The organism is Micromonospora sp. DT178, assembly GCF_049841695.1.
GTDB lineage: Bacteria > Actinomycetota > Actinomycetes > Mycobacteriales > Micromonosporaceae > Micromonospora.
Genome location: NZ_JBNCKV010000001.1, coordinates 407,930 through 431,393, shown reverse-complemented (window position 1 = coordinate 431,393; position 23,464 = coordinate 407,930). Strand labels below are relative to the sequence as shown.

General features: G+C 72.8%; 19 protein-coding genes. 5 read left to right on the top strand and 14 right to left on the bottom strand.

Annotated elements, in window-relative coordinates; all coding sequences use genetic code 11:
• Window positions 1-19: 19 nt before the first annotated feature.
• Both ACLQ22_RS02060 and ACLQ22_RS02055 read right to left on the bottom strand, forming a co-directional pair.
• Window positions 20-556, bottom strand: coding sequence for a hypothetical protein (locus ACLQ22_RS02060; RefSeq protein WP_425690787.1), 537 nt, complete (start codon window positions 554-556; stop codon window positions 20-22).
• 68 nt (window positions 557-624) lie between these two features.
• Window positions 625-1,614, bottom strand: coding sequence for a GlxA family transcriptional regulator (locus tag ACLQ22_RS02055; protein ID WP_425690786.1), 990 nt, complete (start codon window positions 1,612-1,614; stop codon window positions 625-627).
• A gap of 95 nt (window positions 1,615-1,709) precedes the next feature.
• Between ACLQ22_RS02055 and ACLQ22_RS02050 the strand changes: the two genes are divergently transcribed.
• Both ACLQ22_RS02050 and ACLQ22_RS02045 read left to right on the top strand, forming a co-directional pair.
• Entirely contained in the window at window positions 1,710-2,684 is a 975-nt protein-coding gene (locus ACLQ22_RS02050) for an NADP-dependent oxidoreductase (protein ID WP_425690785.1), read from the top strand.
• A gap of 67 nt (window positions 2,685-2,751) precedes the next feature.
• Window positions 2,752-3,165 (top strand): nuclear transport factor 2 family protein, encoded by a 414-nt coding sequence (locus ACLQ22_RS02045; RefSeq protein WP_121396546.1) that lies wholly within the window; start codon window positions 2,752-2,754, stop codon window positions 3,163-3,165.
• Between the two features lie 165 nt (window positions 3,166-3,330).
• Here the strand turns inward: ACLQ22_RS02045 and ACLQ22_RS02040 are convergent, their stop codons facing one another.
• Window positions 3,331-4,260 carry an exopolyphosphatase gene (locus tag ACLQ22_RS02040; RefSeq protein ID WP_425691063.1) on the bottom strand — a complete coding sequence of 310 codons (930 nt, stop codon included), beginning with the start codon at window positions 4,258-4,260 and terminating at the stop codon, window positions 3,331-3,333.
• 27 nt (window positions 4,261-4,287) lie between these two features.
• Window positions 4,288-5,280 (bottom strand): ArsR/SmtB family transcription factor, encoded by a 993-nt coding sequence (locus ACLQ22_RS02035; RefSeq protein ID WP_425690784.1) that lies wholly within the window; start codon window positions 5,278-5,280, stop codon window positions 4,288-4,290.
• A gap of 95 nt (window positions 5,281-5,375) precedes the next feature.
• On the opposite strand from ACLQ22_RS02035, the gene ACLQ22_RS02030 reads away from it, so the two are divergent.
• Window positions 5,376-6,275: an alpha/beta hydrolase family esterase gene (locus ACLQ22_RS02030; RefSeq protein ID WP_425690783.1), complete on the top strand. Its 900-nt coding sequence runs from the start codon at window positions 5,376-5,378 to the stop codon at window positions 6,273-6,275.
• A gap of 1 nt (window position 6,276) precedes the next feature.
• Here ACLQ22_RS02030 and ACLQ22_RS02025 read toward each other — a convergent pair whose 3' ends face one another.
• Genes ACLQ22_RS02025 through eno form a run of 4 tightly spaced genes read right to left on the bottom strand, consistent with a single transcriptional unit; the run spans window position 6,277 to window position 9,362 of the window.
• Window positions 6,277-6,813: an amino-acid N-acetyltransferase gene (locus ACLQ22_RS02025; protein WP_311414779.1), complete on the bottom strand. Its 537-nt coding sequence runs from the start codon at window positions 6,811-6,813 to the stop codon at window positions 6,277-6,279.
• 2 nt (window positions 6,814-6,815) lie between these two features.
• On the bottom strand, window positions 6,816-7,373 hold the full coding sequence (locus ACLQ22_RS02020; protein ID WP_425690782.1) for a DUF501 domain-containing protein: 558 nt from the start codon (window positions 7,371-7,373) through the stop codon (window positions 6,816-6,818).
• A 34-nt stretch (window positions 7,374-7,407) separates the two neighbouring features.
• The gene (locus ACLQ22_RS02015; protein ID WP_425690781.1) at window positions 7,408-8,046 is read right to left on the bottom strand and encodes an FtsB family cell division protein; all 639 of its coding nucleotides are present in this window, start codon (window positions 8,044-8,046) and stop codon (window positions 7,408-7,410) included.
• A 32-nt stretch (window positions 8,047-8,078) separates the two neighbouring features.
• Window positions 8,079-9,362: a phosphopyruvate hydratase gene (gene eno, locus ACLQ22_RS02010; protein WP_425690780.1), complete on the bottom strand. Its 1,284-nt coding sequence runs from the start codon at window positions 9,360-9,362 to the stop codon at window positions 8,079-8,081.
• Between the two features lie 233 nt (window positions 9,363-9,595).
• On the opposite strand from eno, the gene ACLQ22_RS02005 reads away from it, so the two are divergent.
• Window positions 9,596-10,288, top strand: coding sequence for a hypothetical protein (locus ACLQ22_RS02005; protein ID WP_425690779.1), 693 nt, complete (start codon window positions 9,596-9,598; stop codon window positions 10,286-10,288).
• A 92-nt stretch (window positions 10,289-10,380) separates the two neighbouring features.
• On the opposite strand, the gene ACLQ22_RS02000 is transcribed toward ACLQ22_RS02005, so the two are convergent.
• From ACLQ22_RS02000 to mfd, 6 genes are all read right to left on the bottom strand, one after another.
• Window positions 10,381-11,145, bottom strand: a complete 765-nt coding sequence (locus ACLQ22_RS02000) for a hypothetical protein (protein WP_425690778.1) — start codon at window positions 11,143-11,145, stop codon at window positions 10,381-10,383.
• Complete coding sequence (locus tag ACLQ22_RS01995) at window positions 11,135-14,716, bottom strand: ALF repeat-containing protein (RefSeq protein ID WP_425690777.1); 3,582 nt, start codon at window positions 14,714-14,716, stop codon at window positions 11,135-11,137. Before ACLQ22_RS01995 ends, ACLQ22_RS02000 begins: the two co-directional genes overlap by 11 nt.
• 300 nt (window positions 14,717-15,016) lie before the next feature.
• Complete coding sequence (locus ACLQ22_RS01990; RefSeq protein WP_425690776.1) at window positions 15,017-16,636, bottom strand: DUF885 domain-containing protein; 1,620 nt, start codon at window positions 16,634-16,636, stop codon at window positions 15,017-15,019.
• Window positions 16,637-16,658: 22 nt separating this feature from the next.
• Window positions 16,659-17,630, bottom strand: coding sequence for a nucleoside triphosphate pyrophosphohydrolase (locus ACLQ22_RS01985; RefSeq protein WP_425690775.1), 972 nt, complete (start codon window positions 17,628-17,630; stop codon window positions 16,659-16,661).
• A gap of 2 nt (window positions 17,631-17,632) precedes the next feature.
• A complete protein-coding gene (locus ACLQ22_RS01980; RefSeq protein WP_425690774.1) occupies window positions 17,633-18,403 on the bottom strand; it encodes a hypothetical protein in 771 nt (256 codons plus the stop codon).
• A gap of 135 nt (window positions 18,404-18,538) precedes the next feature.
• Window positions 18,539-22,189, bottom strand: a complete 3,651-nt coding sequence (gene mfd / locus ACLQ22_RS01975) for a transcription-repair coupling factor (protein WP_425690773.1) — start codon at window positions 22,187-22,189, stop codon at window positions 18,539-18,541.
• Between the two features lie 151 nt (window positions 22,190-22,340).
• Here mfd and ACLQ22_RS01970 point away from each other — a divergent pair, with 151 nt between their 5' ends.
• Window positions 22,341-23,243, top strand: a complete 903-nt coding sequence (locus tag ACLQ22_RS01970) for a helix-turn-helix domain-containing protein (RefSeq protein WP_425690772.1) — start codon at window positions 22,341-22,343, stop codon at window positions 23,241-23,243.
• Window positions 23,244-23,464: the final 221 nt, after the last annotated feature.

Here is a 23,464-nt window from a genome sequence, read left to right as displayed (position 1 = left end):
GTCGCCGGCCCGGCCGACGCTAACCGGTCAGCAGGTTGACCACGATGCCCGCCGGGATGGACACGGCGACTCCGGCGAAGAAGAACCACAGCTGGGTCCGCTGCCCGCGCTCGTTCGTCGCCCGCATCAGGGTCTCCAGCCTCGCCAGGCCGTCGTGCACGTCGACCGGATCGTCCGCCACGCCGGGCGACGCGCTCGGTTGGCCCTTCGACTGGCGCCGCACGCGGCTGGTCGCGGACGCGGTCCCGCCGACGGCGGAACTGGCCCACGGCGGACGCCCCCTCCGCCGCCGCGCAGCCGGCAGCGGCAGCTCCCCGGGTCCGTGGGAAGGGCCGGGCTGCGGGTACCCGGACGTCGCCGTCGAGCCACGCCCGGCGTCCGCCCCCTCGATGCGCCACCGCGGGCCCCGTCCGGCCCTGGACCAGAGCCCGCCGGCGAGCCCGATCAGGAGCAGGTCGACCACGACCGCTACCAGCGACCACGGCTGCGGAAGCCCGTACGCCGCCGCACCCGTCACGCCCGCCGCCGCGATCAGCACCTTGGGGACTCTGCTCATGCCCGTCATTAAAGTCCGCGTTCGCCGGCTGCGGTGACCGGTGCGGCCCGGCGGGTGCGGCTCCGGCGCTATCGGTCCGCCGAGGCGGGGCGGAACGTTCGCCGATAGGCGCGCGGCGAGACCCCGGTGGCGGCCAACAGGTGCTGCCGGAGCGAACCACCCGAGCCGAACCCGGCCTGCTCCGCGATCCTGTCGACCGGGAGGTCCGAGCTCTCCAGCAGCTCCCGGGCGCGTTCGACCCGCTGCTGGGTCAGCCAGGTCATCGGGCTCACCCCCACCTCGTCCTGGAACCGCCTGCTGAATGTCCGCACGCTCATGTTCGACCGGGCGGCAAGCTCAGCCAGGGTCAACGGGCGATCGAGGTGTTCGAGCGCCCACGCCCGGGCCGGTGCCGTCGTCGTCGATTCCGCCTCGACCATCGGGCGCCGGATGTACTGGGCCTGGCCCCCGTCGCGCCAGGGTGGCACCACGCAGGAACGCGCAGCCTCGTTGGCGATCTCGCTGCCATGGTCGCGCCGAATCACGTGCAGGCAGAGGTCGATTCCCGCCGAGACGCCCGCCGACGTGAGCACGCTGCCGTCGTCGATGAAGAGGACATCGGCGTTGACCATGAGGTCCGGGTACAGGCCCTGAAGGTGGTCGGACTCACGCCAGTGGGTCGTCACCGGGCGTCCGTCGAGGATTCCTGCCGCCGCCAGGACGTAGGAGCCCGTACAGATCGCCATCACCCGCGCGCCGGGGCGGACGAGCCCCAGCGCGTCCCGCAGCGGCACCGGAAGAGCCTTCTCCTCGCCCCACTTCCGTCCGCTCGCGGAGGGAGGGATCACCACGGTGTCCGCCTGGGCCAGCGCGGTGTGGTCGTGGTCCACGGCGATCGCGAAGTCGGCCGAGGTCTCGACAGGGCCGCCATCGATCGAGCAGGTGGTCACCGAGTACAGCGGATCGCCGTCGGAGCCGAGGGCGGCGCCGAAAAGGCGCGAGGGGATGGCCAGCTCGAACGGGACGACGCCGGGAAGCGCGAGCACAACGACGCGATGCATGGCCAGATCCTGACACATGTTGTCCATCTGGCCGCGGCACCGGTGCCGCCTCTCCAGCGATGCTGGACGGGCACGGCCGCCTCACGCGGCCGGCACGACAGGTGAGGAGTCCAGTGACAACCAGCTCAGGGCGAGCGCCGTACCGGATGCTCGCCGTCAGCCAGGACGTGGCAGGGGCACCCGACGTCCTGAAGATCATCGAGATGGCGCGTCCGGTCCCCACACTCGGCGAGATCCTCGTCCGGGTCCACGCCGCGGGGGTGAACCCCACCGACTGGAAGACCCGCGCTCGCGGACAGTTCGCCACCGGCGCACTCCCCCCGTTCGTCCTGGGCTTCGACGTCTCCGGGGTGGTCGAGGAGGTGGGGCCCGGGGTGACCCTGTTCGCGGCGGGCGACGAGGTGTTCGGCATGCCGCGCTTCCCGCATCCGGCAGGCGCGTACGCAGAGTTCGTGACCGCACCCGCCCGGCACTTCTGCCGTAAACCGGCGAACGTCGACCACACGACCGCCGCCGCGCTGCCCCTGGCGTCCCTGACCGCGTGGCAGGCTCTCGTCGACACCGCCGACATCCAGCCGGGCCAGCGCGTCCTCGTCCATGCCGCCGCCGGCGGAGTCGGGCACCTGGCGGTGCAGATCGCCAAGGCCCGGGGCGCATGGGTCGTCGGCACCGCGAGAGCCGGCAAGCACGACCTTCTTCGCGGACTCGGCGCGGACGAGTTGATCGACTACACGACGGACGACTTCGGCGCCGTCCTGCGAGACATCGATGTCGTGCTCGACACCATCGGCGGGGACTACACCCCGCGCTCACTGCGCACCCTCCGCAGGGGCGGGATCCTCGTCTCCCTCCTCCCCGTGGCCCAGGACTTCCCCGCCGACGTCGCCGAGGAACTCGGCGTCCGCGCCACCCGGCTCCTCGTCGAGCCCGACCACGCGGGCATGAAGGCGGTCGCGGATCTGGTCGCTCGCGGGCAGTTGCGGCCACTCGTCGACACGGCTCTCCCGCTGAGAGAGGCGGCTCGCGCCCACGAGCGCGGCGAGACCAACAGCACCACCGGAAAGATCGTCCTTTCCGTCATCGCCTGAGGCCCGCCCTCGCACCCGCCCGCGAGGGCGGTACCAACCACGTCACGCACAGAGGAGTTCCATCCGCATGAGCAACGCGACACGTACCAGCACGGCCGCCGTCGTCGAGTCCTTCTTCGCGCGGTTCGGCGCCGGCGACGTACCAGGACTCGTCGACCTCTTCGCCGACACGTTCGACTTCGTGGTCAACGGAACCCCCGACATCCCCTGGTCCGGGCGGCGCTCCACCCCGGCCGAACTGCCGGACTTCTTCGGCTCGTTCGGACGCGTACTCGGACCGGCCCAGGAATACGAGATCACGGCGACGGTCGTCGACGGGGAGAACGCGGTCGTGCTCGGGCACAACAAGTTCGAGGTCCTCGCCACCGGGAAGTCGTTCACCAACCACTTCGCCCTGCACATCGCCGTCAGGGACGGCAAGATCACGACCTATCACATGTACGAGGACACCCATGCGATCGACGCCGCGTTCGCGGGCTGAGTCGCGGACCGGCTGACCCGGGTCGAGCCGTGCGGTGATCGGAACCGACCGCCGGATCCGATCACCGCACGCTGTGCCTCACCACCGTTGCTCGCCGCGATCCGCACAAAGGCCCGCACTGACGTGGAGCAGGGTCTCCAGCTTCGCCAGGCCCTCCTGCGCGGCTCAGGCCAGCGACCAGGCGATGCCGTCGAGGATGTCGTGCTCGGAGGCGACCACCGAGTCCATCCCGGCCCGCTCCATGATCACCCGGAGCACCAGGGCACCCGCCCCGATCACGTCCGCGCGGCCCGGGTGCATCACCGGGATCGCCAGCCGCTGCTCCCGGCTCTTGCCGAGCAGGTCGGCGGTCACGTCGGCCACCGCGCCGTACGGGACCCGGGCGTGGTGGATGCGCTCCGGGTCGTACTCCTGGAGGCCCTGGGCGACCGCGACCACGGTGGTGACCGACCCGGCGAGCCCGACCAGCGTGGCCGCCTGCCGGCCCGGCACGGCCTCCAGCGCCCGGTCCACCGCGACCGCGATGTCGGCCTGCGCGGCGGCGACCTCGTCCAGCGCCGGCGGGTCGCCGTGCAGGTGCCGCTCGGTCATCCGGACGCAGCCGATGTCCATCGAGATGGCCGCCTCGACGCCGCCCGCGCGGGTGCCGACGACGAACTCGGTCGAGCCGCCGCCGATGTCGACGACCAGGTACGGCTCGCGCGCGTCGGCGGGCAGCCCGCGCACCGCGCCGGTGAAGGAGAGCCGCGCCTCCTCGTCGCCGGTCACCACCTCGGGCGCGACGCCGAGGGTCCGCTCGACCATCTCGCGGAACTCGGCGGCGTTGGAGGCGTCCCGCGAAGCCGACGTGGCGCACATCCGCACCCGCTCCGCGCCCAGCTTCTCGATCTCGGCGGCGTACGAGGCCAGCGCGACCCGGGTGCGTTCGATCGCCTCCGGGGCCAGCCGCCCCGTCTTGTCGACGCCCTGGCCGAGGCGCACGATCTCCATCCGCCGGCTCAGGTCGGCCAGCGGCGCCTCCGGACCCGCCGAGGCGTCCGGCAGGTCGGCGACCAGCAGTCGGATCGAGTTGGTCCCGCAGTCGATGGCGGCCACACGCGTCGTCACGCCAGAAACCCTACGTCAGGCGGGGCCGCCCGGCTGGACGACGTCGCGGCCGAGCAGTTCGGTGCCGAGCGGCGTCAACCGGTGCAGCACCGCGCCGCCGTCCCGGACGCTGACGACCAGCCCGGCCGCCCGCAACGCCCCCGTGTGCTCGGACGCCGAGGAGGTGCTGATCCCGACGGCCCGGCCGAGCGCCGTGGTGGTGTGCCGGCCGGGGCCGGCGAGGCGGCGCAGCACGGCCGCCCGGGTCGCCCCCAGCAGGCGGCCCAGCGGATCGCAGGTGGTGGCCCTGATCAGGCGCGGCATCGGCGCGGGGTACACCACCAGCACCGGCCGACCGGGCTCCACCAGCACCCGGGGATGCGGGCCGGCCAGCGGCGAGGGCAGCAGGAGCAGGCCGTGGCCGGTGCCGGACAGCGAGGCGCTCCACCAGGTACGCACCGTCAACGTCGGCGCCTCCCACCGGATCGCCGGGTGCAGCGCGTTCAGCAGCCCGTCCAGCCCGTGCGTGGCGAGCTGCGCGGTCGCTCCCGCCACGTGGTGCCGGTGCGCCTCCGTCAGGTCGGCCCAGTGCGGCGCGAGCACCGCGTCGTGCCAGGTACCCAGGGCCCGGCCGAACAGGTTCATCGTCTCCCCGTCGGCCTCGGCGAACCGCCTGCGCAGCGGCGTCGCGGGCAGCTGCGCGTACGCGGCGGCGACCTCTGCCCGGATGCGCCCGACGGGGGCCGCCCGGATCGCCTCCAGACCGGCGGCGACCGATTCCAGGCCGTCCAGCGGGGTGAGGAAGTCGGGCAGGCGCCCGCGTGCGGGAAGCAGGTGCCGCAGCACGGAGGCGGCGGACCGGACCGGACCCGACGCGGAGGCCGCGTCCGCCGCGAGGCCCGGCGTCATCCGGGCGGTGCCCGCGTCGTGCAGCGCCTGGCAGGCCAGCAGGGACATGCCGACCGGGTGCAGGCGGTCGGCGAAGCGGACCCGGCACAGGTCCGCCAGTCCCAGGCGGAGACGGAGCATGCCAGCAGACTGCCGGTCTTCGGCCTGGACCGAAAGGGTTGCCCCGTTCGGGCGGGGCCATCCAGTGTGGACCGGGGTCACGGAGGGGGCGGGGCGTGCGACGGACGGTGGCAGTGCTGACGGGGCTGGTCTTCGCCGTCGTCGCCACGGCGTGCGGTGGGGACCGGGGTCAGTCCCGGGTCACGCCGGCCCCGTCGCCTTCGGGGGCCGTCGAGCGCCCCGCCGCCGGCGACCACCGGCTCACCCTGGCCCACGGCGGGTCCGACCGCCGGTACCTGCTGCACGCCCCGCCCGGCTACGACCCCGCCCGGCCCACCGCGCTGGTGATCGCCCTGCACTTCTATCCCGGCAGCGGCGCCCGCCTGCGGGACATGGTGGGGCTGGACGCCGTGGCCGACCGGGAGAACTTCCTGGTCGCGTACCCGGACGGGCACAACGGCGGCTTCAACGCGCTGATCTGCTGCGGGACGACCGACGACGTCGGCTTCCTCAAGGACCTCACGGCCCACCTCGTACGGACGTGGCGGGTCGATCCGGACCGGGTCTACCTCACCGGGATCTCCAACGGCGGGGACATGAGCTTCCGGGCCGCCGTCGAGGGCGCGGGGCTCTTCGCGGCGATCGGCGTGGTCAGCGGCGGTTACAGCGGCCCCCGGACGGCCCCCGACACCTACGTGCCCCGGCGGCCGGTCTCGGTGATCACCTTCATCGGCGGGCAGGACCGCTACGCCGACGTCTTCACCGAGGGCGTACGGACCTGGCAGCGACGGCTGCGCTGCACACCGAAGACCGGCGCGCCGCCGGTGGGCGCGCCGCGGGTCACCCGCACCGACGCGCGGTGCGGCGACGGCAGCGACGTGACCGTCTACACCCTGCCAGACATGGGGCACTCGTGGCCCGGGGCGGCATCCGGCGAGCTGGCCGCCCCCGACGCGGGCCTCGTCGCCACCGAACTCGTCTGGGACTTCTTCGCCGCCCACCCGCGCCGGAGCTGAGTCAGAGGCGCAGCAGCATCCGGGTGTTGCCGAGGGTGTTCGGCTTGACCCGTTCCAGGTCGAGGAACTCCGCGACGCCCTCGTCGTAGGAGCGCAGGAGCTGCTCGTAGACCGGCTGCGGCACGGGCGCGCCGTCGATCTCGGTGAACCCGAACGAGCCGAAGAACCGGGTCTCGAAGGTGAGCACGAAGATTCGGGCCACCCCCAGCTCACGGGCGCCGTCGATCAGCTCCGCGACGATCCGGTGGCCGAGCTTGCGCCCCCGGCAGGAGGGGTCGACCGCCACCGTCCGGATCTCGGCCAGGTCCTCCCACATCACGTGCAGCGCGCCGCAGCCGACGACCGCGCCGTCGCCGGCACGGACCGCGACCCGGAACTCCTGCACGTGCTCGTAGAGCGTCACGGTTGCCTTGCTGAGCAGCCGCCGGTCGTCGGTGTAGGTGTCGACGAGCCGCCGGATGCCACGCACGTCCGAGGTGCGGGCCCGCCGCACCACGACCTCGTCGGCCCCCGCCACGCCCCCGTCCGCGCCCGCCATGGTCAGTCCGCCGCCGGCACGTCCACGCAGGGCCCGGCCGCCCACCACTTCTCCACCAGCTCCAGCGTCTCGTCGCCGAACGGGTTCACCCCGGGCCCGGCCCCGAGCGCGTGCCCGAGGTGCACGTGCAGGCACTTCACCCGGCCGGGCATCCCGCCGGCGGAGATGCCGGCGATCTCGGGCACCTCGCCGATCGCGTCCCGGCGGGCCAGGTAGTCCTCGTGCGCGGCACGGTAGCTCGCGGCCAGCTCCGGGTCGGCGGCCAGCCGGTCCGCCATCTCCTTCATCAGCCCCGCCGACTCCAGCCGGCTGCACGCCGCCGTCGCCCGGGGGCAGGTCAGATAGAACAGCGTCGGGAAGGGGGTGCCGTCGGCCAGGCGCGGGGTCGTCTCCACCACGTCCGGCAGGCCGCAGGGGCAGCGGTGGGCCACGGCCCGGGTGCCCCGGGGCGGGCGTCCGAGCTGCGCGGCCACCGCGGCCAGGTCGGCCTCGGTGGCCGGTTCGCGCAACGGCGGGGGTACGGAGTCCGCCGCCGGCTCCGGCGGTGGTACGACAGTCACGATGCTGATCTCTCGTTCGATGCTCGGGTGCTGCTCACCTGTCGGGCTGCTCGCCGTTGGCGGCCTGCACGCTCGACCAGAGGGTGTCGTACCAGGAGGCGGGGGTGACCGGCGCCGACGGGGCCGCGGACGAACCGGCGTCCCGGGCGGCGCCCGCCGGGTCGGAGAGCACCACCAGCAGCGTCTCGCCCGGCGGCCCCATGAAGAACCGCTCCCTGGCCTGGATCTTGATGTATTCCGGGTCCTGCCACTTGGCCGCCCGCTCGGAGAGCTCCTCGATCGCCTCCCGCTGGGCGGCCTGGGCGGCCTCCATCCGTTCGATGTCGGCCTGCTGGTCCAGGTAGACGCGCACCGGGTAGGTGTAGGCCAGGGCGAGCGCGATCAGCACCGCGAAGAGCACGGTGGCCCGCCCGGTGAGGCCCCGGGAGCGGGGTGCGGAGAGCCGCTTGACGGTGCCGGCGGCCGTACGACGGGCCGCGGCGGGCCGGCTCGCGGAGCGTACGCCTTCCGCGCCCCGGGCCGCCCCCGGCGCGCGACCGGCCGTGGCCCGCGGCTCGGCGCGGACACCGCCCTCGCGGACCGACGTCCGGGCGCCCCGGGCCCCGCCCGGCCGGCCGGTGTGACCCGGCCGGCGGGCGGGGCGCTGACCGCCCGGTGTGCGGCGCTGCTGCATCGTCACACCCCTCCCCCGAGGCCTCGCGCGTCTCAGGCGGAACGGTAGCGCGGGAAGGCGCCCGCACCGGCGTACCGCGCCGCGTCGGCCAACTCCTCCTCGATCCGCAGGAGCTGGTTGTACTTGGCGACCCGGTCCGAGCGGGCCGGGGCGCCGGTCTTGATCTGGCCGCAGCCCGTGGCCACCGCCAGGTCGGCGATGGTGGTGTCCTCGGTCTCGCCGGAGCGGTGGCTCATCATGCACTTGAAGCCGGCCCGGTGGGCCAGGTCCACCGCGTCCAGGGTCTCGGTCAGCGAACCGATCTGGTTGACCTTCACCAGGACCGCGTTGGCGGCCCTCTCGGCGATGCCGCGGGCGATGCGCTGCGGGTTGGTGACGAACAGGTCGTCGCCGACGATCTGGATGCGGTCGCCGAGCGAGGCGGTCAGCGTCTGCCAGCCGGTCCAGTCGTCCTCGGCCAGCGGGTCCTCGATCGACACGATCGGGTAGTCGCCGGCGAGCTTGGTGTAGTAGTTGCTCATCTCCTCGGCGCTCTTCGCGGTGCCCTCGAAGGTGTAGGTGCCGTTGTCGAAGAACTCCGTGGCGGCCACGTCGAGCGCGAAGACGATGTCGGTGCCGAGCCGGTAGCCGGCCTTCTCCACCGCCTCGGCGATCAGGTCCAGGGCGGCGGCGTTGGTGGGCAGGTTCGGCGCGAAGCCGCCCTCGTCGCCGAGGCCCGTGGAGAGCTCCTTCTTCTTCAGCACCGACTTCAGCGCGTGGTAGACCTCCGCGCCGGAGCGCAGCGCCTCACGGAAGCTGGGCGCGCCGATCGGCGCGATCATGAACTCCTGGATGTCGACGTTCGAGTCCGCGTGCGCGCCACCGTTGAGGATGTTCATCATCGGCACCGGCAGCAGGTGCGCGTTCGGGCCGCCCAGGTAGCGGAAGAGGCTCAGCTCGGCGCTGCCGGCCGCCGCCTTGGCCACCGCCAGGGAGACCCCGAGGATGGCGTTCGCGCCCAGCTCGGACTTGCTGTCCGTGCCGTCGATGTCGAGCATCTTCTGGTCGATCAGCCGCTGCTCGCTGGCCTCGTAGCCGATCAGCTCGTCGACGATCTTGTCCTCGATGTTCGAGACCGCCTTCTCGACACCCTTGCCCTGGTAGCGGTCGGCGTCACCGTCGCGCAGTTCGATCGCCTCGAAGGCGCCCGTGGAGGCGCCGGAGGGCACCGCCGCCCGGGCGATCGTGCCGTCGTCGAGCCCGACCTCGACCTCGACGGTCGGGTTGCCCCGCGAGTCCAGAATCTCCCGCGCGACGATTCCCTCGATGGTTGCCACTGAGTCGCTCCTCGTTTGTGTGTTCCGGTCCGGTATGGGCCGCGACGGTGCGGCTGAGGCAGTTGTTGAACGCAGCGTATCGGGCGGCGCTCGGACGCGGGCGGTCCGGGCGCTCGCCGGCCCGACCCGAAACCTGCCTCCGGGCAGTGCTTTACACGGACATTCCCGGATTCTCGTGCCTCAACCGACAACGGGTTTGCGCGCGGTTGACCCGATCGGCCAGGCTGGTCGCCATGCCCGCCGCCTCGACCACCCTCCGCATGCTCGCCGTGTCGGTCATCGCGTCGCTCACCGTGACCGGTTGTCAGACCCTCGACGACGCCGGCCGGGCCATCGGGCGGTCCGACCTGGTGAACGACCTGGCCGCCCGGCTCGACCGGGCCCTGGAGCTGACCTACTCCGCCGACTACCAGCTCCCCGGCGGGCAGACCGCCACCATCGCCCAGGCCCAGGACCCGGCCCGCTCCGCGTACACCTGGCCCGGCGGCAGGCTCACCGTCACCCCGGAGGCGACGACCCGCTGCGAGACCGGCGCCGGCCGCGCGACCTGCACCCTGGAGGCACCGCCCGCGCCCAACGCGAAGCCCACGGTGACCATGTTCACCGAGGCCAAGCAGCGGGGGCTGTTGACGCCGCCGGTCGTCGTGGGGCTGCTCACCACCGCCGCGCTGGACCCGGAGGCGGTGATCGAGCAGAGCGACACCACCCTCGCCGGCCACCACGCCACCTGCGTCGACGTGACGCAGTCGGCCGGGGACTTCACCGCCTGCGTGACCACCGACGGGGTGCTGGGCAGCTTCACCGGCCAGGTCGACGGCCGCCAGGTCGAGCTGACACTGAGCCGCTACCGCGAGACGGTCGACGGCGCGGTGTTCGACCTGCCGCCCGACGCCGGCGTCGTGGACCGCCGCCCGGCCAGCTCGTGACCGGTCCGGCTGGCCCGCCCGTCCGGTGACACTTTCTTCGGAGCGCCGGCTGGTCGACGCGTTGCAGGCGCGTCGACCAGCCAGCGGTCGTGCTACGAGCTGAGGAACTCGCCCAGCATTCGACTACTCCGCTGGTAGCGATCCGGCGTGTACGGCAGCGTCCTTCTCTGGGTGTCGAACGGCGCCCAACCGGAGAAGAAGGTGCCAGCCTTCCATTCCTCGCCCACATCGTCGTAGTCCTCGGCGAAAGCCGCCCTCAGTTCCGGTCGGCGGGCCAGGATGTCCCGCGCGACGAAGACCTGAGAGCCGAGCATGGCGCCACTGCGGAGCATCGAGGGAGTGGGGAAGGGCGCCTCGCCCTCGATCGAGCCGTAGGCACACGGCAGCCGGCCGGTTATGACCTGCAACAACTGCTTACTCCACCGCGTGATCTCGAAGGCCGCCGAGCGGTCGGCCTCCCGCCAGAGGTCAATTGGCAGACCCAACGCCCCTGCGGAGCAGGACACACCGACCGGGAACCGTTCCCCACGATTCCTACGAAGCAACTCGACGACGACGACCTCACCCTCGCCACGGGTGAACCCGGCCCGCACAGGCCGTTTCGCGGGTTCCCCGCCCCGGATGATCCGCTCGAACGAGTCGGACTCCACGGTCAGGACCTCGACGGTTTCCGCAACGTCGGACGGCGCCTCGAAGTCGACGTCCGGCGATATGGTCTCCAGCACCCCGTCGGGCAGCGCACCGCAGGCGACGAGGCTGTCGCAAACCGCCGAGAATGCCGGCTCGTCGGAGCTGGCCGGGAACACTGCGACGGTCAGGTGCGGTGGATCGGGATAAAGGGGGGTATCACTCTTCATTGAGGCGCCTCAGCATGGCTGACAACTGATCATTCTTCGGGACGAACGCGGTCACCAGTTCGCCGGTCGACCGGTCGAACTGGGCAACGAACCACTTCCCATCAATTCGAGCCATGTGAGCGTAGGTGGGCCTGCCCATGCTGTCCCACTCGATCACCTTCTTGCTTGCCCCCGCACGCTTGATCAAAGCCTCCCACTCGGCCATCTTCTCGCTCTTGTTGACTGGCCTCCCGTACCATTCGTGCGCGTGCCTGTCGAAGGAATGGACGAGTCCGCCGCCATCATACTTTTGAACAGGAAGGTCACACGGAACAACCGCGGAGATGCCAAGCCTCGAAGAATTGGTGGCACTTCCGCACTTCGACTTCTTACGAAGCTTGTCCAGCTCTCGAAGCAGGTCGGCACCGCGTTTGCCGCCGAACAGCCAGCCACCGACCGGGATCATGGCGGCGAGGGCTTCGACGCCTCCCTGGATGTCGCCGCTGACGAAGGCTATGAAGGCGTCGAGCGCGTCGCAGGGTTCTCCGACGACCGGGACGAACCCGCAGATGGCCAGAACGAGCTGAACGACGACCTTGGCCTTGGCGGCCTCTTCGGCGTTCTTCTCCGCGTAGTACTCCATGACGGTGTCGCAGGCTTCTGAGCTGCCGAACATGATCGTGCAGCTGTTCTGGCCGTCGAGGATCGCGTTGAGCAGCTCACCGCCCTTGCAGGCGATTCCGTGCAGACGGTGGGCCAGCTGGCACTCGGGAAGGTTGTCGTAGTACTCCTGCCTGGCTTGGCGGCGCTCCGCCTCCTCCCTGTTCTGCAGGTCGATGGCGATCTTGAGTGCCTCGGCCGCGAGCCGGGTCGCCTCCGCGGCGTCCTTGCCGGCCGCGAGGGCCGACTTCTTGGCTTCGTCCGCCGACTTGCGGGCATCCGCGGCGAAGCCGTGCGCACGATCCGCGGACGACTGCGCCCGGGCTGCGGCAGCATTCGCAGCGGCCGCGTCGGCCTTGGCGGCGTTCGCCGCGTTCCGAGCACTCTGCGCCGACTGTGCTGCCTGCTCGGCGGACCGCTTGGCCTGATCTGCGGCGTCGGCGGCCTGGTCGGCGTAGGCCTCCGCCGCCCTTGCCGACGCCGCGGCCTGGTCGGCGTACGCCTGCGCCTCACCGGCGGCGTTCCTCGCCAGGGCCGCCAACCGGGCAGCCTCGGCAGCGCTCTGCCGCGCGAGGGCGGCGTCCTTGGCTGCGTCGTGGATGATCTGCTGGATCTTCAGTACGTGCGCTGCGGTCTCGGCGTCCCGCTGACGGGCGACGTACTGCACGACGGCGATGTAGTGACGCAGCCCGGCTCGCGGACCGGACAGGGCGACCTGCCCCGCCGCTTTGACCTCCGGGCCACCGGCCGCCATGATCTGCGAAATCTTGATCCGGTCGTCGTGCTCCGCAGCGTCGAACTGCCCGCGGCTCAGGAACGCCTGACGATCAGCGGCCGTCCCGTCCAGGGCCGCGGTTCCGGTCTCCTGGGTTCTCGGACCACCGTTGGCCATGATCTGAGTGATCTTGATCCGGTCGTCGTGTTCCTTGCCCACGTACTCGCGGGTGGCAAGGAAGGCCCTGACGTCGGTGATCGTGCCGGCCAGGGCAACCCTGGCCGCGTCCTTCAGTGCCTCCTTGTCCGCGGTGTCGTAGATCTGCGCGACCTTCGCGCGGTCGTCCTGCTCGGCAGCGACCTCGAGAGAGCTGAGGACGAAGTCCCGGACGTCCGTCTCCGAGCCCACCAGGGCGCGCTCGGCAACCTGCTGGGTCCACTTGCCGCCGGTCGTCAACAGGCGAGCAGCAACCTTCCGGCCGTTGCGCAGCACCAAATCCGCCGGCGCACCGGGAGCCCGCGCCGCGGCGAGCAACTGGCGGGTCTCCTCGTCCCGCCGTGCCTGCTCCTCCGCGTCGTAGGCGGCCTTCGCAAGTCGCTCCAACTCGACGGCCCGCTCCGCCTCAGCCGCGGCCATGCCCTCGGCCACCAGGCTGTCGAGCCGCTCCTTGTCCGCGTCCCGAGCGTTCACCTCGACCACGCGGGCCTGCTCCACCGCCTGCGCGGCGGTGTCGGCAGCCGCCAGGGCGGCGTTGGCGTGTGCGGCGGCTTTCGCCGCCGCGTAGGCAGCCTCGCCAGCGTGGGCTGCCGCCTCGTCCGCCGCCGCTGCCGCCGCCTCAGCCCGATCAGCCGCCTCACGGGCGTGACGTTCCGCTTCGCCGGCTGCGGTCGCGGCCTTACGCGCCAGCGCCTCCGCCCGGTCTGCCGCCCGATCGGCTTCCGCTGCCCGACGCCGGGCCTCCTCGGCCGCCCGGCGCGCCCGGTCAGCCTCCGCCTGCGAGACATTCGCGTGGTTGCTTGCCGCATCCGCCGCTGCCGCCGCCTCGTTGGCATTCGCCACCGCGCTACGCGCAGCCTTGGAGGCGTCACCCGCAGCGCCCGCCGCGGTCTTGGCTGCCTTCGCCGCGTCCGCGGCCTTGCGCGCCGACGCCGCCACGTTCCGGGCGTTCTGCGCCGCCTGCCGCGCCTTGGCAGCCTTGGTGGCGTCCCCCGCCGCTTCCGACGCCGCCGAGTACGCGCGAGACGCCGCGTCACCGGCCAACGCCGCCGCCGACGCCGCACGAGCCGCCGCGTTCGACGCCACCCGCGCCGCGCTGTTCGCCGCCGCGGCAGCCCCGATCGCCGTCCGCGCCGCCGCAGCCGCCCGCTTCGCCGCATCCGCCGCCCGGGCCGCCGCAGCCGAGGCCTTGATCGCAGAGTCCTTCGCCGCGGCCGTCTCGGCCGCGGCCCGCTGCGCCGCCTCCTTCGCCAGCCGTGCCGCTTCGATCGCCTTGTCCGCAGCCACCTTCGCCGCCTGCGTCTCACGCTCCGCGGTCTGGCTGGCCTCCTTGGCCAGGTCGGCGAGTCGGCTGACCGTTGACAGTTCCTCGTCCCTCGCCCGGGCCACGTGCTGGCCGTAGCTGAGGAATTCCTCCACCGCAGCAGCATTGCCATCCAGTGCCGCCTGCGCCGCAGCCTGCACATACGGCCCGCCCGACATCATGATCTGCGAGGTGCGCACCCGGTTGTCGTGCTCACGCGCGAGGTACTGGCCCTTGGAGAGGAAAGCAGTGATGTCTTCCGCGGATCCGTCGAGCGCCGCCTGACCGGCGGCTTTGATCCGAGGCCCGCCGACGGCCATGATCTGGGTGACCCGGGTCCGCTCATCGAGCAGCCAGGGCTGTTCCCACCCGGAGTCGAGGAAGATCCACTGTTGCAGTGGCGTGCCCGCGAGTGCTTGCTGCGCCGCCTGCCGCGTCGCATACCCGCCCGCAGCCAGGTACTCGTTCACCTGAGCTTGGTCGTCCTGCTCGGACGCGGCCCGCAGACCGTCCACGAAGAAGGTTTGAAGTTCTTCATCCGAACCGGCCAATGCCACCTCTGCGGCTCTGGCGGTGCTCGGACCACCGGAGCGCATGAGTTGCACCGCCCATGCCCGAAAGTCAATGGCTTCGGAGGCATCCTCTTCGGCGAAGGCTGGAGAAGGTACCGCAAGAACCGCTGCGATCAGGGCCAGCACGACCGCCGCAACCATTGCGCCGCGCGCTCGCACCCCCCATCGGGCGGGATATAACTTCTGAGCAGGTATGTAAAGCATCGAACCCCCGTGCGGCAGACATCAGCATCCGTGTAGGCCACGGCAAGCGAGAGACTACGAGACAGGCGTCGATCTCGTTGCCCCGCTCGGGGGGACCGCATCTCGCTGAATGGCTACGTCAGCTCACCTTCCGTGAGCGCCGCAGAAGTCAATCCCGGTCAAACCTGGCCGCGACCGACCGAGCCTCGACCGAGCGTGATCCCAAAAACCGACCCCACTTCGTCACACGCCGAGCAGGGTGCGCAGGTGGCGCGGGGGTGGGCAGTCGTGGGCGAGCATCGCGTCGTGCCACTCGCGTACCGCCACCTCGGCCGGGCGGGCGGCGGCGATCGCGGCCACCTCGCTGTAGCCGACGAAGTACGTCGAGAGCTGCGTCGAGGTGAGCAGCGCGCGCCGCCACTTGCCGGCCGCCTCCCCCTCCTCCTGGAAGCCCCGCCCGGTCATCAGCGCCATCGCCTCGGCCTCCGGCAGCTCCTCGCAGTGCACGAGCTGGTCCAGCAGCGCGTTGATGGTCATCCGGAGCTGCATCTTGAGCTGCTGCAACCGCACCGGCAGGCCGCCGAAGCCGAGGCCGGCCATCAGCTCCTCCGTGTAGACCGCCCAGCCCTCGATGAAGGGGCCCGACTCGGTCAGCGCGCGTACCCGGGTGGGGCCGACGTGCCGGCGGGCGTGGGCGAGCTGGAGGAAGTGCCCCGGCATCGCCTCGTGCACCGTCAGGTTGCGGATCATGTGGTCGTTGTACTCGCGGTAGAACGACTCGACCCGGTGCACGGGCCAGTCCGCCGGGGTGGGCGCGATGCAGTAGAAGGTCGGCACGTCCGCCGTCTCCAGCGGGCCGGGCGAGTCGCAGTAGGCGACCGCCACGCCCCGGGCGAACTGGGGCATCTCCTGGATCACGCACGGGTCGTCGACCAGGGTGACCAGGTCGTGGGCGCGCACGAAGTCGGTCGCCTCGTCCAGGGTGACCGACGCGAGGTCCACGATGGTGTGGTCGTCCGGGTGCTCGGCGGCCAGCAGGTCCAGCGCCCGGCGTACCGTCTCGTCGTCGGCGGGGCCGCCGACCAGCTCGACGGCCGCCGCGCGGATCTCCTCGCCGACCCGGTCCAGGTTGGCCCAGGCCCGGCGCTGGATCTCGGCGGCGCCCAGCTCGGTGTCGAGGGTGTGCCACAGCCGCGCCTCCCAGCGGCGGCGGCCCAGCCGCGGGTCCCGCCCGGGGCCGGCGTCGGCGGCCAGGCCCTGCCGCAGCCACGCGACGAACTCCTCCAGCGCCGCGATCGCCGCGGTGGCCGCCGGCTCGACCCGGTCGTACAGGGCGGGGGCCTGCGCGAGCAGCCCCGGCACCTCGTCGCGGATGAGCGCCGCCGTGCCGGTGAACTGCCCGACCGCCGTCTCGGCGTGGATGCGCGGCATGTCGCGCAGCGTCGCGCGCGCGGTCGCCAGCGCGTCCGGCACGGCGGCGAGCCGACCGGCCAGGCTGGTCAGCCGCACGTCCACCGGGGCGAACGGGCGGGCGAGCAGCGCGTGCAGCAGCGGCCCGGGGTTGTGCCGCAGCGGATCCCACTCGTGCGCGCGGATGTCGCCGGACTCGAACAGCTCCCGGTCCACGAACGAGGTAAGCAGCGCGTGGTCGACGCGCTCCTCGACGTCCAGGGCGTCCGGGTCCAGCTCGGCGAGCGCGTCCGCGGCCTCCTTGAGCATGGTCCGGTCGGCCGCGACCGCCTCGGCGGAGAGGTCCGGCAGCCGGTCGTCGTACCGGTGGTCGCCGGTGGAGGTCGCGAGCCCCGGCCGGCTCTGGAGCAACGCGTCGACGATCCGCTCCGCGAGCGGCACAAACGATTCCACCCAGCGACCCTACCGGGTCGACTCAGGCCTTTTCGGCGGCGCGGACCGCGTCCGCGTAGGCCAGGGCGGCGCGGCGCAGGGCCGCCTCCGGGTCGAGGCCCGCCTCGCGGGCCGCCGCGACCGAGGCGAGCAGGCTCGCGCCGAGCCGCGCCTCCGGGTCCACCTGGGAATCGGCGAGGGGCGGCGGTACGGCGAGGCCGACCCGCCCGGCGCGCTCCAGGATCTTGGCGGCCAGGGCGAGGGCGGGCTGGCTCAGCGCGATGCCGTCGAGCACCGAGTCACGCGACTTCTCGGCCCGCTTGATCCGCTCCCAGCTCGCCTCGATCTCCTCCAGGGTGCCCGTCGCCGCGTCGGCGAAGACGTGCGGGTTGCGCCGGACCATCTTGTCGACCAGCCCGCCGGCCACGTCGTCGACGGTCCACCGTTCCCCCTCGGGCAGCTCCTCGGCGAGGCGGGCGTGCAGCACCACCTGGAGCAGCACGTCGCCCAGCTCCTCGCGCAGCGCGTCGGTGTCCCCGGCGCTGATCGCGTCGTACGCCTCGTAGCACTCCTCGATCAGGAAGCCGGCGAGGCTGCGGTGGGTCTGCGCGCGCTTCCAGGGGTCGCCGCCCGGGGAGGCCAGCCGGTCCATCACCGCCACCGCGTCGAGCAGCCGGGCGCCCGGCGGGTCCCAGGAGCCGTACATCAGCTCCAGCTCGGCCAGGCCGGGCTCGCGGGCCAGCCGCAGGCCCAGCTCGCGGGCCAGCGACTCGTCGCCGGCCGGGCCGGCCAGCCACACCGCGACGCCGTGCGTCGCCGCCGCGTCGAGCAGCGCCTGCGTCGCCCGGCCGTCGACCACCGTGACCTCGGCGCCCGCCACGCGGACCGCCGTCGTCAGCTCGCTCTCCGCTCCCGCCAGCACCGGATGCCGGCGTACGACGTCCCAGGCGGCGGCGGTCAGCAGCCCGGCCGGCAGCCGGGGCGAGGTGACGAGCAGGACGATCCGGGCGGGCATGCTCAGCTGTCGGTCCCGCCGGCCGCCTGCGGCCCGGCGGTGGGCAGCGGATCCGGGGTGGAGACGTCGGTGACCGCGTCGGAGCCGGCCTCGCCCAGCGGCACGCTCACGGCCGGCGCGTTGCCGGAGAAGCTCAGCACCGGGAACTCCAGCGGACGGTAACGCGGGTTGACCGTCACGTCGTACGCGGCGACCGCCTCGGCCAGCGACTTGCGGGTGGCCAGCGCGCCGCGCAGCTGCTCGCCGTCGAGCTGGCGGGCGGCCGCCTCGTCGGGCACGTCGGCCGGGATGGCGCCCGCCTTGCGGCCCGCCGCCACCACGTCCTTCAGGTCCTGCGCGGTCGGCTCGGCCGGCGCACCGGTCGGCACCCCCGACAGGCAGTTGTAGAGGTCGGCGGACTGGCGCACGTAGCCGGTGTCGGGCGACAGACCCATCTGCTGGGCGAGCTGCTCCGGCGCGACCTGCCCGCGCGGCTGGTAGTTCTTGTCGGCGGAGAGCCGCTCGCAGACCTCGGAGAGCACCAGCATGCTGACGATCTGGCCGCGGTCGGGCAGCTGCGGCACCTGCGCCGGGGGCTGCCCCTCCGGCGCCTCGGGCTGCCCCGTCGGCGTCGGGTTCTTGGCCCGCAGGTCGTCGACGACCCCGGTGACGGCATCCTCGGTGATCCGCAGGTCACCGACGTAGGCGGCGACACCGGGCTCGGCACGGCAACCGGAGAGGGCGACGAGGCCGAGCGCCACGCTGGCGACGGCGACAAGACGGCGAGCACGCATGTCGGTCACTCTCTCATGCCGCCCGAGGCCGCCGTGACACCGCCCACCGGTCTCCCGCGCGTCCGTCCCGTGCCGGCCCGGGTCCCCGCCCCCTGGTCGCTCGCCGGCTGCCGGCCGGCCATCGTCGATCGCCGCTCACCGGGCGGAGGCTCCCGCCACCGCCGGCTCGCCCAGCACGTCCTTCAGCAGCTGCGCGCACCACTGGAGCAGTGCCTGGTCGCGCAGCGGCTCGCCGCCCACCCGCCGGGTGCTCGGCCGGGGCACGCTGACCTGGTCGAGGGCCTGCTTGTAGACCGAGTCCGGGTGGTAGCGCTTGAGCCGCAGCTGCTTCGAATCGGGCAGCGGCAACGGGCCGAACCGGATGTGCTTGCCCTGCATGGAGACGTCCGTCAGGCCGTAGCGGCGGGCCAGCAGCCGGAACCGGGCCACGGCGACGAGGTTCTGCACCGGCGCGGGCGGCTCGCCGTAGCGGTCCGTCATCTCGGCGACCACCTCGCGCAGTCGCTCCTCGTCGCGGGCCTCGGCGAGCTTGCGGTACATCTCCAGGCGCAGCCGCTCCACGGCGACGTAGTCGTGCGGCAGGTGGGCGTCGACCGGCAGGTCGACCTTGACCTCGGTCTCCTCCTCCGGGCGCTCGCCCTTGAACGCGGAGACCGCCTCGCCGACCATCCGCACGTACAGGTCGAAGCCGACGCCCTCGATGTGCCCGGACTGTTCGCCGCCGAGCAGGTTGCCGGCGCCCCGGATCTCCAGGTCCTTCATCGCCACGTACATGCCGGCGCCCAGCTCGGTGTGCTGGGCGATGGTCGCCAGCCGCTCGTGGGCGTGCTCGGTGAGCGGCTTCTCCGGCGGGTAGAGGAAGTACGCGTACGCCCGCTCCCGGCCCCGGCCGACCCGGCCGCGGATCTGGTGCAGCTGGGCCAGGCCGAGCAGGTCGGCCCGCTCCACGATCAGGGTGTTGGCGTTGGGGATGTCGATGCCGGACTCCACGATCGTGGTGCAGACCAGGACGTCGAACTCCTTCTCCCAGAAGCCGACCATGACCTTCTCCAGGGCCTCCTCGCCCATCTGGCCGTGTGCCACCGCGACCCGCGCCTCGGGCACCAGCTCGCGCAGCTTCCGGGCCGTCCTGTCGATCGACTCGACCCGGTTGTGCAGGTAGAAGACCTGCCCGTCGCGGAGCAGCTCCCGGTGGATGGAGGCCGCCACCTGCCGCTCGTCGTACGCCCCGACGAAGGTCAGCACCGGGTGCCGCTCCTCCGGCGGGGTGGCGATGGTGGACATCTCCCGGATGCCGGTGATCGCCATCTCCAGGGTGCGCGGGATCGGGGTGGCCGACATGCTGAGCACGTCGACCGAGGCGCGCATCGTCTTCAGGTGCTCCTTGTGCTCGACGCCGAAGCGCTGCTCCTCGTCGACGATGACCAGGCCGAGCGACTTGAACCGGGTGGCCGCCTGGAGCAGCCGGTGGGTGCCGATGACGATGTCGGCGGTGCCCGCGGCGGCCATCTCCAGGGTCCGCTCGGCCTCCTTCGGCGTCTGGAAGCGGGAGAGCTGCTTGATGGTCACCGGGAACTGGCTCATCCGCTCGGCGAACGTGTTGTAGTGCTGCTGCACCAGCAGCGTGGTCGGCACCAGCACCGCCACCTGCTTGCCGTCCTGCACCGCCTTGAACGCCGCCCGGACCGCGATCTCCGTCTTGCCGTAGCCGACGTCGCCGCAGATCAGGCGGTCCATCGGGACGGTCTGCTCCATGTCCCGCTTGACCTCCTCGATGGCGGCGAGCTGGTCCGGCGTCTCCTGCCACGGGAAGGCGTCCTCCAGCTCCCGCTGCCACGGCGTGTCGGGGCCGAAGTTGTGCCCCTTCGACGCCTTGCGGGCCGCGTAGAGCTGGATGAGCTGGGCGGCGATCTCCTTGACCGCCTTGCGGGCCCGGGCCTTGGACTTCTGCCAGTCCGAACCGCCCATCTTGTGCAGGGTGGGCTGCTCGCCGCCGACGTAGCGGGAGAGCTGGTCGAGCTGGTCGGTGGGGACGAAGAGGCGGTCGCCGGGCTGGCCGCGCTTGCTCGGGGCGTACTCGATGACCAGGTATTCCCGCGAGGCGCCGTTGACGGTGCGCTGCACCAGCTCGACGTAGCGGCCGATGCCGTGCTGCTCGTGCACGACGTGGTCGCCGGCCTTGAGCTCCAGGGGGTCGATGGTGTTGCGCCGCCGGCTCGGCATCTTGCGCATGTCGCGGGTGGAGGTGCCCCGCCCGCCGGTGACGTCGTTGCCGGTGAGCAGCACGAACCGGGACGCCTCGTCGACGAAGCCGCCGGTCAGGCTGCCGCAGGCGACCAGCACCTCGCCGGGGGCGGGCGCGGCCGGGATCTCCTCGGTCAGCCGCGCGCCGAGGCCGGCGTCGCGGAGCACCTCGACCGCCCGCTGGGCGGGACCGTGCCCCTCGAAGACCAGCGCGACCGACCAGCCCTCGCCGGTCCAGCGCTTGAGGTCGTCGACCACCCGGGCGGTCTCGCCGTGGTAGAGCGGCGCCGGCTGCGCGGAGAGGGTCACCGCGATCGCGTCGTCGGGGGTGACGTCGTACGCCTCCGGCCCGTCCTCCCAGGGCTGCCGCGCCGGGGCGGCGTCCGCCTCGACCAGGCCGAACGGCGACAGCGTCCACCAGGGCTGGCGCAGCTTCGCCGCGACGGCGCGTACGTCGGCCAGGGTGCGGAAGGCGGCGGCGCCGAGGTCGACCGGGGCCTGGCCACCGACGGCGGCCGCGGCCCAGCTCGCCTGGAGGAACTCGTCGGAGGTACGCACCAGGTCGTGCGCCCGGGTGCGGATGCGCTCCGGGTCGCAAAGGAGCACGTGGGTGCCGGCCGGCATGGCGTCCAGCAGCAGCTCCATCGAGTCGGCGCCGATGAGCGCCGGGGCGAGGGACTCCATGCCCTCCACCGGGATGCCCTCGGCCAGCTTGTCGAGGATCTCGGCCAGCTCCGGGTGCTCCTCGGCGAGGGCGGCGGCCCGCTTGCGCACCGACGGGGTGAGCAGCAGCTCCCGGCACGGCGGCGCCCACAGCTGCGGCACCTGCTCGATGGTGCGCTGGTCGGCGACGGCGAAGGTGCGGATCTCCTCCACCTCGTCGCCCCAGAACTCGACCCGCGACGGGTGCTCGTCGGTGGGCGGGAAGATGTCGAGGATGCCGCCGCGCACGGCGAACTCGCCCCGCTTGGTGACCAGGTCGACCCGCGCGTACGCCATGTCGATGAGCCGGCGGGCGACCTCCTCCAGGTCGGCCTCCGCCCCGGCGGCGAGCTGCACCGGCTCCAGGTCGCCGAGCCCCTTGAGCTGCGGTTGCAGCAACGACCGGACGGGCGCCACGACCACCCGCAGCCCGCCGGTGCGGCCGTGCGCGTCCGCCGACGCGGGGTGCGCCAGGCGGCGCAGCACGGCCAGCCGCCGGCCGACCGTGTCGGAGCGGGGCGACAGGCGCTCGTGCGGCAGCGTCTCCCACGACGGGAAGACCGTCACCTGCTCGGGCGGGAGCAGGCTGCCCAGCGCGGCGGCCAGGTCGTCGGCCTCGCGGGTGGTGGCGGTCACGGCGAGCACCGGACGACCCGCGCCGCCACCCGATCCGCCGTCGCCGGCCTGGTCGGCCGCGACGGCGGCGACCGCGAACGGGCGCAGCGCGGGCGGCGCGGTGATGTCGAGGCCGTCGACCTGCGCGGCACCGGAGCGCGCCAGGTCACGTGCCCGGGCCAGCCCCGGGTCGGCCAGTGCGGCGGAGAACAGACCGGTGAGCATGTGATCACTTCCAGCGGACGACACGACGATCACCCCTCGTCCGGTCGGACGGGGGGTCCACCGGTCGACACTATCTCTCCGGTCGGACGAACCACCCCCGCGTAGGTTGGATCCTCGACAATCCGCGTGGGGCCACCCGAGGGGAGAACGGATGCCTGAGGGAATCGGCAGCGACCCGCGCCGGAAGACCACGCCCGCCCGGTGGCGGGTACTGGGTCACCCGGACGGGATCCTCATCTACGAGGTGCGCTGCATCGTCGAGAATCACGGCTGGACGACACCGGCCATGGAGCTGAACCACAAGGTCATCCTCGGGCGGTCGGGGGCGTACCGGCGGCGGCTCAACGGTCGTACGGCGTTCTCGGACGCCACCTCCGTGCTGCTCACCAGGCCGGGCGACGAGATGTCTGTGTCCCACCCGCTGGGCTGCGGCGACTCGTACACCTGCCTGGAGGTCGACCCGGCGGTGCTGGCCGAGCGGCCGGACGGGACCCGCTGGCTGGAGACCGCCGGCTGGGAGGGCACCTCCGACGCGACGCTCGACCTGGCACACCGGATGCTCATCGCGGAGTTCCGGCGGGGACTGGACCGCTTCGAGATGGCGGAGCGGCTGCACCGCTTCCTCGACGGGGTGCTCGGCCTCGCCGACGCCCGTACCGAACCGCCGGGGGCCGACCTCGAACGCGCGGTCGGCCGGCGGCCCGCCACCCAGGCCGCCCACCGTCGCCTGGCCGACCGGGCGCGTGAGGTGCTCACCGCCGGCGACTACTCGCTCGGCCTCGACGAGGTCGCCCGGGAGGTGGGTGCCTCCCCGCACCACCTGAGCCGGGTGTTCCACCGGGTCACCGGCAGCAGCCTCACCGCCTATCGCAACCGGCTGCGGGTCCGGGCGGTGCTGGACACCCTCGCCGAGGCGGACGGACGGCCGCTGCGTGCCGTGGCGGCGGAGCACGGCTTCGCCGACCAGGCTCACCTCACCCGGGTGGTCCGGGACCACCTCGGCCACCCCCCGGCCCACCTGCGCCGTCTCCTCACCCGCACCCGGCCGACCTGACCCACCCGCCCTCGGTGCCGGTCCTCGTGCCGGTGTCCTCGTGCCGCCCCTCGGTGTCGGCCCTCGGCGCCGGTCCTCGTGTCGCCTCTCGGCGCCGGTCCTCGGTGTCGGCCCTCGGGTTGATCAGGCGCTCCAGTGGGCCTGCCGGGCACGCACGCCGACCAGGTCGGCTAGCCGTCGGCGTCGTGCAGCACCCTGCGAGCGTCGATCCCGCCCCAGCT